We start from the raw sequence: 16,291 nt of genomic DNA on the forward strand, positions 1-16,291 counted from the left end.
AGACCGTTTTCCAATCTTTCATATTGAAGATAGCAGGCATAGTTGGCATGATTCCCAGTGAATTTATTGACGAATTATTAAATAAAATTGATGTCGTCGATGTAATTGAAGAGTTTGTACCGTTAAAAAAAAGCGGTGCCAACTACATGGCCTGCTGCCCTTTTCACAAAGAAAAATCTCCTTCTTTTTCTGTCAGCCCCAGCAAACAGTTTTATCATTGCTTTGGCTGCGGCGTACATGGTTCAGCCATTGGCTTTATCATGGAATATCAAGGATTAAGCTTTCAGGAAGCTGTGCAATTTCTGGCCGACCGGATCGGAATGACCGTACCCAGACAGATCGGCAACAACAACTCACAGGTACATAAAGCTCTTAAACAGCAACAGCAGACACTGGAACAAACCACAGCTGATGCCGCCACCTTTTACCAGCAACAACTTAAAACCTCGACAAGTGCTCAGAATTACTTACAGCAGCGCGGGCTGAGCGATGAAATCATTCTTCATTATGGTTTGGGCTATGCACCTGATGACTGGCAGGCACTGGCAAAAGTATTCCAGCCCTATCCAAGCAATGCACTAGTAAACAGCGGTATGGTCATCACCAAAGACGACCGCCATTACGACCGGTTCCGTAACCGTATTATGTTTCCAATCCGCAGCACCCGCGGTCAGATTATCGGGTTTGGTGCGCGCATTCTGGATTCAGGCGAACCTAAATATCTTAATTCACCTGAAACTCCCTTGTTTGATAAAGGTCGTAATCTGTATGGCTTGTATGAAGCACGTGCCGCCATTAAAGAAGCACAGCGTGTACTGGTAGTAGAAGGTTATATGGACGTAGTTGCCCTGGCACAGTTTGGTCTGGGCTATGCAGTAGCCGCACTTGGTACTGCCACCACCGCCGAACATGTGCGCTTACTGATGCGGCAAAGCGATCATATCTATTTTTGCTTTGACGGCGACAACGCAGGTAAAAAAGCAGCCTGGCGGGCTTTAGAAAATGCCTTACCGCAGTTAAAAGACGACAAAATTTTACACTTTCTGTTCTTACCAGCCGAACACGATCCTGACAGTTACGTACGCAGCTATGGATTAAAACCATTTGAAGATGCATTACTCAATCAGAGTCTGCCGCTATCAGCCTATTTCTGGCAGGTACTAACAGAAAATATTGATATGGATACACAGGAAGGCAAAGCGGAGCTGATTAAAACCGCCAGTCCTTTACTGGCGCAAATCAAAGCACCGGCACTTTCTTTTCTGCTGCGTCAGGAACTTAGCCGGAAAGTAGGTATTGATGAACACAATCTGGCACAACTGCTCGGGCAGGAACTGCCCAGACCTCAGACTATCAGACAGAAAAGTTATCAATTACCCCGCAATACTTTCCGGCAGCCGCCAGTCATGTCATTAGTGCAAAAGCAGATACGCGCGCTATTGATAAATCCGCAATGGGCCGTATATATAGAACTACCAGAATATCTGGACCTGCACGGCGATTATGCATGCCTCGCCGCGCTGGCTGAACGTATTCAAGCCTCCGTTACCCCGTTAAACAGTGGTGCCGTGCTGGAACTGATGCGTAATACTGAATTTGAACCCGTTATCCGGCAGATTATTCATGATTATATGGACTCACCGGATGTCATGCAGCCAGGCAATGAAGATGACTGCACCACATTCAGACAGGGCATGCAAAAATTACTGGACAACCTTAAAACACAGCAGATTGATGCGTTGAAGCGCAAACTCCAGCATGAGCGACTAAGTGCCGACGAAAAACAGTTATTACTGCTACTTTTAAGTCCGTCCAAAATGCCGTCAGTATAAACCGGCGGTTATTGTAAACGCTTGCAGCGACAAAGTCGTTGTGAATACATCGAGTAAAATATGGCAAACTCCACACCTAAGAAATCCACTATTGATACCAGTCAGGAACAGGATGATACTCGCCCGTTAACCGCAGAAGAACAGCGTGCCCGCCTGCGCCAGCTGATTATTCAGGGTAAAGAGCGCGGTTATATTACCTACGCTGAAATCAATGATGCCCTGCCCGACGAAATGTCTGACGCCGATCAGATTGACAACATTGTATCGATGATCTCCGGTCTGGGTATTCAGGTTACGGAAGAAGCTCCTGATGCCGAAAGTCTGCTCATGGGCGACAACACCGCCAACATGACCGATGACGATGCAGTAGCAGAAGCAGAAGCAGCACTATCTAATGCCGACAACGAATTCGGACGCACCACCGATCCGGTACGCATGTACATGCGTGAAATGGGACAGGTAGATCTGCTGACCCGTGAAGATGAAATCATCATCGCCAAAAAAATCGAAAATGCCCTGCGTAACATGATTCAGGCCATTTCCGCATGTCCAGGATCAGTAGCAGAAATACTTGCTCTGATTGATGCCGTGCGCAAAGATGAAATCAAAGTAGACGAAATAGTCGAAGCCATTGTCGACCCTCATGAAGAGCTGCTGGATGAACTGGGCATTGGTCTGGATACCAAAAACGAAGACACCGAAATTACTGATGACAGTGATGACAGTGTAGACGTTGATGATGAAGAAAATGATGAAGAGAGTGCAGCACTGGCCGCTTCAGCCAACCTTGAAGAACTGCGCCAGAAAACACTCGAACATTTCGATGGTATTCAAAGCCTGTACGATACCATGGTTGCCACCTTACAGGAAAAAGGCAGTCACCATGCCGATTACCTGAAATTACAGCAGGAAATTGCCGAACAACTGCTACAGGTGCGTTTCGCTACTCGCCAGATTGAAAGCCTGTGCGACAATCTGCGTATGCGCGTTAATCAGGTAAGACAGCTTGAACGCGAGATTCGCGATATTGCCCTGAACCGCGTCCACATGGAACGCGACTATTTTATTAAAAGCTTTACCAATCGTACTACCGACCTGGGCTGGGTAGATGAAGAACTCTCCCTGAACCGCGTATGGAATGAAGCATTGCGCCGTTTTCAGTATGCCATCATCGAAAAACAGACCGAACTGGCCAATCTGGAGCAGTCTGCCCAGATCTCACTGGATGAGCTTAAACAGATTAACAAAAATATGGTGAAAAGCGAGCAGGAAACTGCCGCAGCCAAACAGGAAATGATTCAGGCCAACCTGCGTCTGGTGATTTCCATTGCCAAAAAATACACCAACCGCGGTCTGCAATTTCTCGACCTGATTCAGGAAGGTAATATCGGCCTGATGAAAGCCGTAGATAAATTTGAATATCGCCGCGGCTATAAATTTTCCACCTATGCCACATGGTGGATTCGTCAGGCGATTACCCGCTCTATCGCCGATCAGGCGCGCACCATTCGCATTCCGGTACACATGATTGAAACCATCAATAAAATGAACCGTATCTCCCGCCAGTATCTGCAGGAAAACGGCGAAGAAGCTGATTCTGCCAAACTGGCTGAACTGATGGAAATGCCGGAAGACAAAATCCGCAAAATCATGAAAATTGCTAAAGAGCCTATTTCAATGGAAACTCCGATTGGTGACGATGATGATTCTCATCTGGGCGACTTTATCGAAGACGCCAACAACGTCGCACCGGCAGATGCAGCCATGTATTCCAGTCTGCGCGAAGTTACCAAAGATGTACTCGAAAGCCTGACTCCGCGCGAAGCCAAGGTACTGCGCATGCGCTTCGGTATCGATATGAATACCGATCACACTCTTGAGGAAGTGGGTAAACAGTTTGATGTTACCCGTGAGCGCATCCGTCAGATTGAAGCAAAAGCCCTGCGCAAACTGCGCCACCCTACCCGCTCTGACCGACTGAAAAGCTTTCTTGATAGTGACGAAAACAAACAATAAACATTTTTTAGTTTAAAACCAGAATCATCCGCCAGGAGCGGATGATTTTTTATGTAAAACCTTGCAATACCCATCCGTATTGGTTACAATACGCAGCTTACGGGTCTGTAGCTCAGGGGTTAGAGCAGGGGACTCATAATCCCTTGGTCGTGGGTTCGAACCCCACTGGACCCACCAGATAACCCATAAAATCCTGTATCAGAAAACAGAGTTTTTATCAAAAAAGCCGCTGAAAGCGGCTTTTTATTGCTTATTAAAATTATATGCACAAATAATAAACACTGTAATTTTTATTATACAGACACGCATTTTCATTCAATACTCACAGAAAACACACCCTATAAATATTTTAAGCTAAAAATTATGTTTATTATATTCCGCAAATAGTATTTTAAAATATAGCTACTAAAAAATTGTTTAATTATGATTTTTATCATCTATATGCGGAATATATTTCAGACCGGATGATACATTTACATTAAAACAGTAACTTTCATTTAACATTTATTCATCATAAAAAAACTTTGGTTAATCATACTTTATAACAGACACATTTCTCCGAATTTAGCTTTAACAGATCAACTAATCATATTTTAAAAATTAACATAAAATTATTAATTTTAGAATAAAATCCTTTTTACATGCATATAGTTGCACAATTAATACACTTATTCCTGATTTTTAATCTTTTTTTTTAATTATTCGTAAATCTTGCGCCAGTACTAGCTACTATTCCGGCAATATTACTTAAACATAAAACAAAAAAACTGATAAATAACAACAATTTTTATTAACATTTTTAATTCTCACAATCACACCCAGTGTTATTAATCTGGAGAACGTTATAACTTATAAATATTAAATCTGCTTTTTTACACGTCAAAATATCAAATAGCATATTTACTTTTATTCTTATGAAAACACTTATTTTTCTAAAACATTCTGATCAACTTTCCGGCACTGATATACACTAATGTTTTTATCATAAAGTTAACCTAATTTGAATATGGTATAACATATCTTATATAATTATTTCGTATAAGATTATTTTTATTTGTTAATTAGCAATTAGTGTGTAAATTAAACAAATTCGTAAATTTATAGCTACTGTTTATTTTTAAATATTTGCGTAAGCAAGGGGAAGTGATGAATAACATATATAAATCCAAATGGAGTGAAGCAACACAGACATGGGTAGCCTGTTCGGAACTAGTACGTGGTAAAACTAAAAATAACTGTGCCAAAATCGCTGCAGCTGTTGCCCTTGCCATGATCAGCATAAATTCATATGCGGCAGATTGCGTTACTACAACAGCGAATGGTGCTGCTAATCCAAATATTAATGTTTCTGGCTCTACATGCAATGTAGATGGTTCTATTAATTATGCGACAATATCAGCAAAGAAATCTTCTGAAATAACGGGTAAGGACATAACTGCTGTTGGAAGCCCCGTTAGTGCTGCCACTGAAAAAGTAATAAATATAACGGGTAATAGCTCATTAACAGCAGATAATATAACTACTACAAATAATAAAAAAAATAATCAAAGTAGTGCTCTTTTGGTAAATAATAGTTCCACTGTAACTGTTCATCATGATCTTAATGCTACTAACACTAATACAGGTACTTCGGCACAAATTATTTCAGTTAAAAATGGCTCTACGTTAGATGTCGCCAATGATATAACCATTACCGATGAAGGAGGAGCAAGCGATGCTGGCATTTTGAATGATCATAGTTCTATTACCGCTAATAATATAACGATAACAGGAAATAAAGATGTTGTTAAAGGCACTTCAGCAATTATAAATAATGGGGGGACTATTGAAGCAGACACTGTAACAATTAATCAAGGTGGAAAAAATAGTGCGATTCAACAAATACAAGAATTAAGTGATGACGATGATGATGATGACAATTCATCTAATAAAAATCCTGAAATCCATATTAAAAAAGATCTCAATATAACAACATATGCCCCTGAAAGTAATGCCTCAGCCATAGATATTCAGTCAGGAACAATCACTGTTGACGGTAATACAACTATTAACATGTCTACTAATAGTAATAATAAAAATCCATCCGTTATTAATGTTGGAGGCGGTACCTACACGACAAATGGTGATACCACAATTACTGTTACGGATAAAGACACGGGAGAAGAAAATACAACTACAACCGGAATAATACTTACAGATAATGGCACTTTTAATAATAATGTGGGAAATCTAACTGTAAATGGCGGGAAAAACTCTGTAATTGCTTCAGATCAAAGTGCGATCGGTTCAGTAGCTTTCAATAATGGTAAAACAGCCACAACTTCTAGTCAGGTAGATACTGTTGTTCACAATGGAGGCGGTATATTTACTATTGATAATAAAGGTACACTGGAATCTGCACCGTTGTTGTCTGAAAATAAAGATAAATATTCGGTTATCAGAAATAAAGCTAACGGTACAGTTATCGTTACAAATACTGGTACTGATACTGGTCCTGGAACACTTTCAGGTAATGTCAATAATGATAGCTCAGGAAAAATAAATATCACTAATGGTTATGATCTTATTAATGTAGATTATAATGAGGATTCTACTGAGGATTCAATTAATGAGATCATTAAAAATAATGATAGTCTTATTAATAATGGTTCAATTAATAACAATGCGGGCGGTGATATAATTATTACCAACAATAAAAATATAAACAGCTCTATTAATAATAACAATGGTAATATTACTGTCGACAATAATGAAACCATCTTCGTTATTAAGGATAAAACTGAAGATAAAATTGTTTATAAAGAGGCTATTATTAATGGTGATATTACTAATACTAATGGTATTATGACTGTTAACAATAATAAAGCTCACTCAGTTATTAATGGTAATATTACTAACACTAAGGATGGTAATATTACTGTTAACAACAAAAATTCTGCCTCTACTATTACCGGTAATATTACTAATCAAGATAACGGTACAGTTACTATCAATAACAGCGGTAAGATCCAGAATGATAATACACGGAATAAGATTGAAAATTCCGGTACAGGTTTGATAGATATTACTAATACCGATACTGGTACTATAGACAGCGATATTCTTAATAAAAATAACGGTATAGTTACTATCAATAACAGCGGTAAAGCTAATTCCTCTAAAATTACTAATTCCAATGCTGGTAAGATTACTCTGGATAACAAGGGTACTGTTAATAGTACTATTACCAATCAGAATACTGGTGCTATTAAAATTACCAATGACAATACCCTTGTTGGTTCTATCACCAATACCGGTTCTAAAGTAAATAAAAATGATCCTGATAATATCTGGATTGATAATAATAAAGATTTAAACAGCACTATTAATAATGATGGTAGTGGTACTATTGTTGTTAACAACAATGAAGCCAGCTCTGTTATTAATGGTGATATTACCAACACTCAGTCTGGTACTATTACTGTTAACAACAAAGATTCTGCCTCTACTATTACCGGTAATATTACTAATACTAAGGATGGTAATATTACTCTGGATAACAAGGGTACCTTTGACGGCTATATCAAAAATAAAGGTACGGGCAGCCTCTCTTTAACCAATGACAATACCGTTAGCGGCTATATCGAAAATAATGGTACAGGCAGGATCTCTATAACCAATGACGGTACCATTAATGGCTCTATCACCAATACCGGTACTCAAAGAGTGGTTGGTAACAACTGGATTGATAATATCTGGATTGATAACAATAAAGAGTTAAAGAGCAATATTGAAAATCTCAATGGTAGTATTGTTGTTAACAACAATAAAGAAGGCTCTTCTTTTACCGGCAATATTTATAATAACAATGGTTTTAATACAGGTAAGATTACTGTTAACAACAATGAAGAAAATACTAAAATTAATAGCCATATTACCAATGATAATGGTGATATTACTATTAACAACAAGGCAAAAACCTCTACTATTGAGGGTGATATTACTAATATAAACGGTAGTGTTAAGATCAAAAACAGCGGTGAGGCTAATTACTCTAAAATTACTAATTCCGGTGGTCATCTTAACATTGATAATGAGCATGAAGGCAATTTTCAAGGTGACATTGATAATGATGCAACCGGTACCGGCATTATTTTTATTCACAATTATGGAAATACCTTTAACGGCTCTATTACCAATCAGAATACTGGTAATATTAGGATTATTAATGACAAAATCTTTAACAGCACTATCACCAATACCGGTGATATCAGTACTGTCGATAAATACAATATTAAGATCACCAACAATAAGGAGTTAACCGGCTCTATCGAAAATAATGGTACAGGCAGTATCTATATTGAAAATACCAAAGATACCGGCCGTATTAGCCGTATTAGACGTATTACCGGTAATATTACTAATAACAATGCCGGTACTATCACCTTGAACAATGATGGTGAGATAGCTAGCGCTATTCTTAATGGAGGGGCTGGTGCTATTAATATTGAAAACAATAAAGACAGCTTTATTAATGGTAATATTACTAATAGTGGTGCTGGTAATATCAGCATTAAGAATCAAGATAAAGCTGTATTAAACGGCAATATTAAGAATGATGGTTCCGGATCAATTACATTTACTAACAATGGTGATGTAGATGCTAGTGTAGTTAATAATACCAGTGTAAGAATTAACGATACTAGTCTGAGGCAAATTCAGAATACTGGTAATGGCACGATTACCATTATCAATAATAAAACTTTGAACAGACCAATCAGCAATGCCAGTGATGGTACTATTGGTATAACCAATAACGGTATTATGAAAACGGATATAACCAATACTAAAAGCAGTACAGGTGAAATTGAATTTATCAATACACAGGAATTCGAAGGTAATCTGATTAATGCTAACACAGGATTTATTTCTGCCTTAAATACCAAAAACTTTACCGGTATAACAGACAATTCCGATTCAGGAAAAATAAATCTGGATAATCAGGGTATCTGGAACAATACCGGAAACTCTGTATTAACAAAGCTGCAAAACACTACCGGGACAATTATATTTCCGAAAGTATCTGAAGTTAATGCCGGTGACAAAGACCAGTACCATACTATCACTGTTAATGGTAACTATACCGGTGGCGGTCTGATGCGTGTTAATACTGTATGGAATAAGGATGGCACTTCTTATAGCGACCGCGTTGATATTCATGGCGATGTAGACGGTGCCGCTACAACAGTGCAGACATTAAACGGTATCTATGGCGATGTGACCCTGAAAGAGATACCTATTCATTCTGCAGTTGTGGTGCATGTAGCCGGTAAGAGTAGCGGCAATGATTTTACCGGTTCCGCTCCGACTACCAATGCCGGTGAAGCTCAGCTTAAAAAAATAGATACTACTTCAGGAACTGATTATGCATGGACATTAACTGCACAAAATAAAACACCCGAACCGACTAATCCTGGTGTGTCTGGACCTACTGATCCTAATATTTCCGAACCTACTGCTCCTGATAAGCCTATTTTGCCAGCACCACCTATAACAGAAGTACCAATTTATGCAGAACCGGTTTCCGGTTATGTGCAGATGCCTACAGCAGATATGGAACTTGGCTTTACCACGATTGGCACATTACATGAGCGGCGCGGGGAAAACCAGACTTACAATATCACTGGTTCGAATAATACTGCTCTTGGTAGTGATCAGCAGCAGACATGGGGCAGAGTTCTGGTTAAACATCTGGATAAAGATGGTAAAAAACGTTTGAATACCGCCGGTAATCAATCTGTATTACAGATTGGTCATGATTTTATTCTGGATGAAAATGAGAAAACCGGAATACGGCGGCATATTGGCGGCTATGTAGCTTATGGCCATAATGAAAATGATTTCCGCGATCAGTACCGAGCTAAGAATGGTTACATCGTTGATGACCATTACACGGGCAAAGGCCGTACTGATGCAGTAAGTGTTGGTGGTTATGGTACCTTCTACGGCAATAATGGCGGTTATGTAGATCTTGTTGGTCAGGTAACTTATCTGCGCAATAAATACAATGCCCGTTCGAACGAATCTGTACATCAGAACGGCTGGGGCGCAGCTTTATCAGCTGAAACAGGTAAATCATTTATTGTATATGGAAATAACTGGTTCGTAGAGCCGCAGGCTCAGCTGGTATACCAGTATCTGTCTCTGGATGATTTTAATGACAGAATCCGCCATGTTGACCAGCATGATCCGTCTGCACTGCGCGGTCGTGTAGGTATGCGTTTCGGCTATAATGGTGATACCCGTGATAACCTGCCGTCATCCTCTTTCTATGGCATTGCGAATATCTGGCATGATTTCGTTAATCCCAAATCAGTTGATATTGGTCGTGACAAACTAAAAGAAGATTATGCCAAAACCTGGGGCGAAGTCGGTCTGGGTATTCAGTTGCCAATCACCCGTCAAAGTAATTTCTACAGCGATATCCGTTACGAGAAAAATTTTGGCAGTGATAAACGCAAAGGCTTTAAAGGTACTATGGGTTATAAATATACCTGGTTATAATGCATTATCCAGCAGTAGCCATATGGTTACTGCTGCTTTCTGCAGGGCACAGCATTTAATGCTGTGCCCTGTTTCTGTTTAAATATTCTTTGGTTTTCTTTTCAGCAAAACAGGCTTGACATTCAACTTAGGTGAAGGTTTAAGCTGTTCTTTTTCTTCATAAGAATCATTATGCACAGAAGAGACTTCCTCAGATATTCGGCCATGGTAAGCGCCGCAGCTACGCTACCGCTTTCTGCTTATGCTCTGAATACTCTGGATTTACCGGTATTGGCTATTCCGCCATTATTAGATACCGGTAAAGATAACAGGATTCAGCTCACTATTCAGCAGGGCACCAGCCGTTTTGGCAAATATCAGACGCAGACATGGGGCTATAATAGTGCTTTGCTTGGTCCTGCTATACGTATTTACCGGGGCAAACCGGTACAGATAAAACTGCAAAACCGATTAACTGAAGCCACAACCGTACACTGGCATGGTCTGGAAGTACCGGGTGAAGCAGATGGCGGACCTCAGGCCTGTATACCAGCCGGACAAGCACGAGCAATTGAATTTACCTCAAGCCAGCCTGCTGCAACATGTTGGTTTCATCCGCACCAGCATGGGCAGACCGGCCGTCAGGTAGCAATGGGGCTGGCTGGTTTGCTGTTGCTGGAAGATACTGTCAGTACTGGTCTGCCTATCCCCAAAAACTGGGGATTAGATGATATTCCTCTGATCGTACAGGATAAAAAATTTAATACAGCTGGACAGATTGATTATCAGCTTGATGTTATGAGTGCAGCCACAGGCTGGTTTGGAGATACTCTGCTGTGTAATGGTCAGATATATCCGCAGCATAACGCGCCGCGTGGCTGGTTGCGATTACGTCTGCTTAATGGCTGTAATGCCAGAACTCTGAATTTTGCCTGTAGTGATGGCCGCCTTTTATATGTTATTGCCAGTGACGGTGGCTTTCTGCCTCAGCCAGTAACAGTGTCCAGCCTGTTGGTATTGCCCGGCGAACGTTTTGAAGTAATGGTTGACACCAGTAACGGTAAAGCATTTGATTTACTTACTTTACCGGTAAAACAGGTGGGCATGAATCTGCCTCCTTTTGATCAGCCCTGCCCGATAATTCGTGTGTCTGTACTTTTTTCGCGTAATGATGCATCTTTACCCGATCAGCTTACCAGCTCTCTGCCTGTATTACCTGATCTGTCTCAGCTTGTGCAGCGCCATTTTCAGCTGTCTATGGATCCTGAACTAGACAGTATGGGCATGCAGGCTTTACAACAACTGGCGGGAAAATCAGCTATGCCAATGGGGCATATGTCTATGCATCAGTCTCATATGGAAATGATGCATAATATGCACACGGATAAAAACGCATTAGATTTAATGCATGCCAACAGGATTAACAGACAGACTTTTGATATGAATAAGCCGGCATTTGCCGCCAGTAAAGGAAAATATGAGTGCTGGGAAATATCCGGTTTAGGCGATATGATGCTGCACCCGTTTCATATTCATGGTACTCAGTTTCGCATTCTTAATGAAAACGGACAACCGCCTGCTGCTCATCGCTCAGGCTGGAAAGATACGGTACGGGTAGAAGGTGGTGTAAGTAAGGTATTGGTGAAATTCAACCACAGTGCGCCAGCAAGTTTTCCTTACATGGCTCATTGCCACATACTGGAACATGAAGATACCGGGATGATGCTGGGATTTACTGTCTGAATATACGCTCGTTATAAGTTGAATTTTTTCAGATATTTAAAAAATGAAGTTAATAATACTTATGGATTAATAAAACGTTAAATTAGCTGCGTCAGTAAATATTTGTCTATAAGAGAGATTAGCATTAACAATGAGATTCTGGCATGAAAATATATGATGTTTTCAATAATATTCCATAAGTGTCATCGTATCAGGTCTGTAAATATCCCGATAAAAATATAAACCACTCAAAACGATTGGTTTTGAGTGGTGTCTTATGTCAATGATTAATCAGCTGCACTGGTACGAATCAGATAATCAAAAGCACTTAATGCTGCTTTAGCACCTTCACCGGCAGCGATAATAATCTGCTTATAGGGTACGTTTGTACAGTCACCGGCGGCAAAAACACCCGGCACACTGGTTTTACCAAAAGCATCAATTACAATCTCGTGCATTGGCTCAGTTAAGTCTACTGTACCTTGCAAAAATCCGGTATTTGGTAATAAACCAATCTGAACAAAAATACCTTCCAATGCCAGATGATGTTCTGTATTCCTTACCCGGTCCAGATAGTTCAGGCCATTAACTTTACCGTTTTCGCCGGTTACCTCGCTAGTCTGAGCATTCATAATAATCTGAACATTAGGCAGACTATGCAATTTTTGCTGTAATACTTCATCAGCACGCATTTTATCGGAAAATTCCAGCAAAGTAACATGCTTTACAACGCCAGCCAGATCAATGGCAGCTTCTGCACCGGAATTACCACCACCAATTACGGCTACATCTTTGCCTTTAAATAACGGACCATCACAATGCGGACAATAAGTCACACCTTTCGTACGGTATTCCTGCTCACCGGGCACATTCATTGAGCGCCAGTGTGCACCTGTAGACAGGATAACTGTACGCGATTTTAAAACAGCACCACTTTCTGTATGTACTTCAATCAGTCCGCCTGTAGTTTTAGCCGGTACCAGCACACTAACTCTTTGCAAATTCATAATATCGACATCATAACTGCGTACGTGGCTTTCCAGATCATGGGCAAAACGCGGACCGTCGGTACGTAAAACTGATATGTAATTTTCAATATCCAGCGTGTCGAGAACCTGACCACCAAAACGTTCGGCAACAATACCGGTACGAATACCTTTACGTGCTGCATATACAGCGGCAGCAGCACCGGCAGGTCCCCCGCCCACAATCAGCACGTCAAACGGTGCTTTTGCATTTAATTCATCAACTGCCGCACTGGCGGCATTGCTGTCCAGTTTAGCAACAATTTCCGCCAGTTCCATTCTGCCCTGACCAAATGGTTCACCATTCAGAAAAACGGCCGGCACACCCATAATCTGTTTCGCTTCAATTTCTTCCTGAAACAATGCTCCGTCAATAGCTGTATGGCTGATATTCGGATTGAGAATAGACATCAGATTCAATGCCTGTATAACATCCGGACAATTGTGACAGGTAATAGAATAATAAGTTTCGAAGTGATAACTGCCCTGCAAATTTTTAATTTGTTGCTGTAATGATTCTGCTTCTTTAGATGGATGACCGCCCACCTGCAATAAAGCCAGTACCAGTGAACTGAATTCATGCCCCATCGGATTACCGGCAAAAACCAGTCCTGTATGCACACCGGGATTAGTGATCTCAAAAGATGGCTTACGTTCAGACTGACCATCGGTACGCAGACTGACTTTATCACTTAACGCCTCTACTTCCTGTAACAGTGCCAGCATGTCGCGAGCACCTTTACTTTCGTCCAGCGTAGCAATAATTTCAACCGGTCTGGTTACATATTCAAGATAAGCTTTTAGTTGGTTTTTCAAAGTGTCGTCTAACATTTTACTGCTCCATTACATTAATAAAAATAAACTATAGATATTCTGTTTTTGATAGCCTGTATTTTTGTTTTAGTAAAAAGCCCGGATACCGCAGCCGGTATTCGGGCTGAATGACTGTTTATTTAACAGTAAATTTTTGATGTGTGTATTTAAGTGTGTTAGATTTTACCAACCAGTTCCAGAGAAGGAGCCAGAGTTTTTTCGCCTTCTTTCCATTTAGCAGGACAAACTTCACCCGGATGAGAAGCAACATATTGTGCAGCTTTAACTTTACGTACCAGATCTGAAGCTTCACGACCGATACCTTCTGCAGTTACTTCCACACACTGGATAATACCCTGCGGGTCAACCAGGAATGTAGCACGATCGGCAGAACCCTGACCTTCACGCAGTACACCAAAATTAGTTGTCAGGGTAGCATTGCGGTCACCCAGCATAAAGTATTTAATTTTGGCAATTGTGTCAGAAGCATCGTGCCATGCTTTATGAGTAAAATGAGTATCGGTAGAAACAGAGTAAACTTCTACGCCCAGTTTCTGCAATTCTTCATAGTGGTCAGCCAGATCACCTAATTCAGTAGGACAAACAAAAGTAAAATCTGCCGGATAGAAAAAGAATACAGACCATTTACCTTTTACGTCAGCATCACTGATGTCTACAAATTTACCATTATGAAAGGCAGTGGTATTGAACGGTTTGATTTCAGTGTTAACATTAGCAACCATGAAATATCTCCTTGAATGTACAGGTTGAATTAATCGATGGATGTATAGTACACAAATTTACTCAATAAATATAATCAAATGATTTTATGTAATCGATAGTTTTTATTTTACATAAAAAACAAAGTATTATATTTTCAAGATTATAAAAATAACTTACAGACCAGATAAATACACTAAATTCATATATAAAAACTATTATAAACAGCCATTAGTTGCATGAGAGTTAGTCTGCCAAAATCTAAAACTGCTGTAACTAAACCGGTCACAGCTTGTATGCTGCACATTACTGATATTTGCCCAGAGCATTTATCAAGATTAATATACAGATTATCATAAAAAAGAAGTCAAATTAAGATTGATACCGGCAAAAAATTTTTTTACTTTTTAGTTTCAGTTTAATTTTGCTACTGAATATTTGCAGGTGATGTATGGTATGAAAACGCATATTCTGCAATTGATAATATTTATACTGGTGCTCATATGGTCTGCTTATCAGCCGCATGACTACCCTACCTGGTGGCTTGAAGTTTTTCCGGCATTGCTGGGATTGATACTTCTTATATTCACCTATTCCCGCTTTCGTTTCAGTCAGCTTATGTACTGGGTAGTTTTAGTTCATGCAGTTATATTACTGATTGGCGGACATTATACTTATGCCGAAGAACCGGTATTTAATTATCTGCGCGGTGTATTTGGCTGGTCACGTAATAATTACGATAAGCTTGGACATTTTTTTCAGGGTTTTTCACCAGCTATTATAGCCAGTGAATTACTATGGAGATTACAAATTGTACGCTACCGCGGCTGGGTGATATTTTTGAGTGGTTGTGTCTGCATGACGATTAGCGCCATATACGAATTGTTTGAGTGGCTGGTAGCCATACTGAGTAATCAGGAAGCTGTCACTTTTCTTGGCACACAGGGCGATGTATGGGATACACAGAAAGATATGCTTTGGTGTCTGATAGGTTGCAGCACCATGCTTATCTATCTTTATTTTAGTAAACGGCACTTACGGAGACCATCACGTTAAAACCGCAGTTACCATTACAAGTAAAAATCAGATCGGATCCAACTGACAACAGCAAAGTATCTGATTAGTCTTGCATGGCAGCTTTGACTAAAGCTGCCATCTCTTAAAGCTCAGGTAATCAGGCGGAAACAGATTGTGTTTTTTCCAGTTTGATTTTCAATTCTTTGATATCTTCTTCAAATATCATAATTACGCCCAGATAGGCCATACCAAACATCATAGCGGTAATGAATGAGCTGGCAATTGCCATGGTATTCATCCATACCAGACCCACAGCAAATACCAGAAAACACAAAGCAAATATGACGTTAAAATAGAACTTTACTCTTTTAAATTTTTGCTCTTTGTGTGCAAGCTGTACACTTAGTTCATTACTGTTTGTTGCAAATTCAGCAGTTTGGTTCATGTGTTCAAACTCCAGTAAATGTAAAGCTAATGAATATTATTGTAATGTCAAATTTCAAGACAAGGCCTATTTTAACCGGTATTACACTCGTAATGAAGTACTATTTTAACAATTTGATATAAGAGAATAACTCAGAAAAAATTTTGTTAACGCATATTTAATCAGATACACATCCGCAA

Annotated in this window: 8 protein-coding genes and 1 tRNA gene; 6 read left to right on the plus strand and 3 right to left on the minus strand. The window is 39.9% G+C overall.

Annotated elements, in window-relative coordinates; all coding sequences use genetic code 11:
• Positions 1 to 47: 47 nt before the first annotated feature.
• The 5 genes from dnaG to cueO all read left to right on the plus strand — a co-directional run bounded on the left by dnaG (position 48) and on the right by cueO (position 12,113).
• The gene (dnaG, locus tag GYX91_RS07130; protein WP_174830395.1) at positions 48 to 1,832 is read left to right on the plus strand and encodes a DNA primase; all 1,785 of its coding nucleotides are present in this window, start codon (positions 48 to 50) and stop codon (positions 1,830 to 1,832) included.
• A 60-nt stretch (positions 1,833 to 1,892) separates the two neighbouring features.
• Complete coding sequence (gene rpoD, locus GYX91_RS07135) at positions 1,893 to 3,848, plus strand: RNA polymerase sigma factor RpoD (protein WP_084547389.1); 1,956 nt, start codon at positions 1,893 to 1,895, stop codon at positions 3,846 to 3,848.
• Between the two features lie 101 nt (positions 3,849 to 3,949).
• Positions 3,950 to 4,025 (plus strand) — tRNA-Ile (locus GYX91_RS07140).
• Between the two features lie 969 nt (positions 4,026 to 4,994).
• Complete coding sequence (locus GYX91_RS07145) at positions 4,995 to 10,391, plus strand: autotransporter outer membrane beta-barrel domain-containing protein (RefSeq protein WP_174830396.1); 5,397 nt, start codon at positions 4,995 to 4,997, stop codon at positions 10,389 to 10,391.
• A gap of 171 nt (positions 10,392 to 10,562) precedes the next feature.
• Entirely contained in the window at positions 10,563 to 12,113 is a 1,551-nt protein-coding gene (cueO, locus tag GYX91_RS07150) for a multicopper oxidase CueO (protein ID WP_174830397.1), read from the plus strand.
• Positions 12,114 to 12,379: 266 nt separating this feature from the next.
• Here the strand turns inward: cueO and ahpF are convergent, their stop codons facing one another.
• Positions 12,380 to 13,948, minus strand: coding sequence for an alkyl hydroperoxide reductase subunit F (ahpF, locus tag GYX91_RS07155; protein WP_174830399.1), 1,569 nt, complete (start codon positions 13,946 to 13,948; stop codon positions 12,380 to 12,382).
• A 158-nt stretch (positions 13,949 to 14,106) separates the two neighbouring features.
• Positions 14,107 to 14,673 carry an alkyl hydroperoxide reductase subunit C gene (ahpC, locus tag GYX91_RS07160; RefSeq protein WP_084586686.1) on the minus strand — a complete coding sequence of 189 codons (567 nt, stop codon included), beginning with the start codon at positions 14,671 to 14,673 and terminating at the stop codon, positions 14,107 to 14,109.
• 433 nt (positions 14,674 to 15,106) lie between these two features.
• Here ahpC and GYX91_RS07165 point away from each other — a divergent pair, with 433 nt between their 5' ends.
• Positions 15,107 to 15,706 carry a DUF2238 domain-containing protein gene (locus GYX91_RS07165; protein WP_174830400.1) on the plus strand — a complete coding sequence of 200 codons (600 nt, stop codon included), beginning with the start codon at positions 15,107 to 15,109 and terminating at the stop codon, positions 15,704 to 15,706.
• Between the two features lie 118 nt (positions 15,707 to 15,824).
• Here the strand turns inward: GYX91_RS07165 and GYX91_RS07170 are convergent, their stop codons facing one another.
• A complete protein-coding gene (locus GYX91_RS07170) occupies positions 15,825 to 16,112 on the minus strand; it encodes a hypothetical protein (RefSeq protein WP_025331060.1) in 288 nt (95 codons plus the stop codon).
• Between the last annotated feature and the right edge of the window lie 179 nt (positions 16,113 to 16,291).

Source organism: Snodgrassella sp. ESL0304, from assembly GCF_013344995.1.
Lineage (GTDB): Bacteria > Pseudomonadota > Gammaproteobacteria > Burkholderiales > Neisseriaceae > Snodgrassella > Snodgrassella alvi.

What these genes read in the sequence shown, in the direction of transcription:
- dnaG (WP_174830395.1), top strand. Translation starts at nt 48, where the DNA reads ATGATTCCCAGTGAATTTATTGACGAATTATTAAATAAAATTGATGTC.
- rpoD (WP_084547389.1), top strand. Translation starts at nt 1,893, where the DNA reads ATGGCAAACTCCACACCTAAGAAATCCACTATTGATACCAGTCAGGAA.
- GYX91_RS07145 (WP_174830396.1), top strand. Translation starts at nt 4,995, where the DNA reads ATGAATAACATATATAAATCCAAATGGAGTGAAGCAACACAGACATGG.
- cueO (WP_174830397.1), top strand. Translation starts at nt 10,563, where the DNA reads ATGCACAGAAGAGACTTCCTCAGATATTCGGCCATGGTAAGCGCCGCA.
- ahpF (WP_174830399.1), bottom strand. Translation starts at nt 13,948, where the DNA reads ATGTTAGACGACACTTTGAAAAACCAACTAAAAGCTTATCTTGAATAT.
- ahpC (WP_084586686.1), bottom strand. Translation starts at nt 14,673, where the DNA reads ATGGTTGCTAATGTTAACACTGAAATCAAACCGTTCAATACCACTGCC.
- GYX91_RS07165 (WP_174830400.1), top strand. Translation starts at nt 15,107, where the DNA reads ATGAAAACGCATATTCTGCAATTGATAATATTTATACTGGTGCTCATA.
- GYX91_RS07170 (WP_025331060.1), bottom strand. Translation starts at nt 16,112, where the DNA reads ATGAACCAAACTGCTGAATTTGCAACAAACAGTAATGAACTAAGTGTA.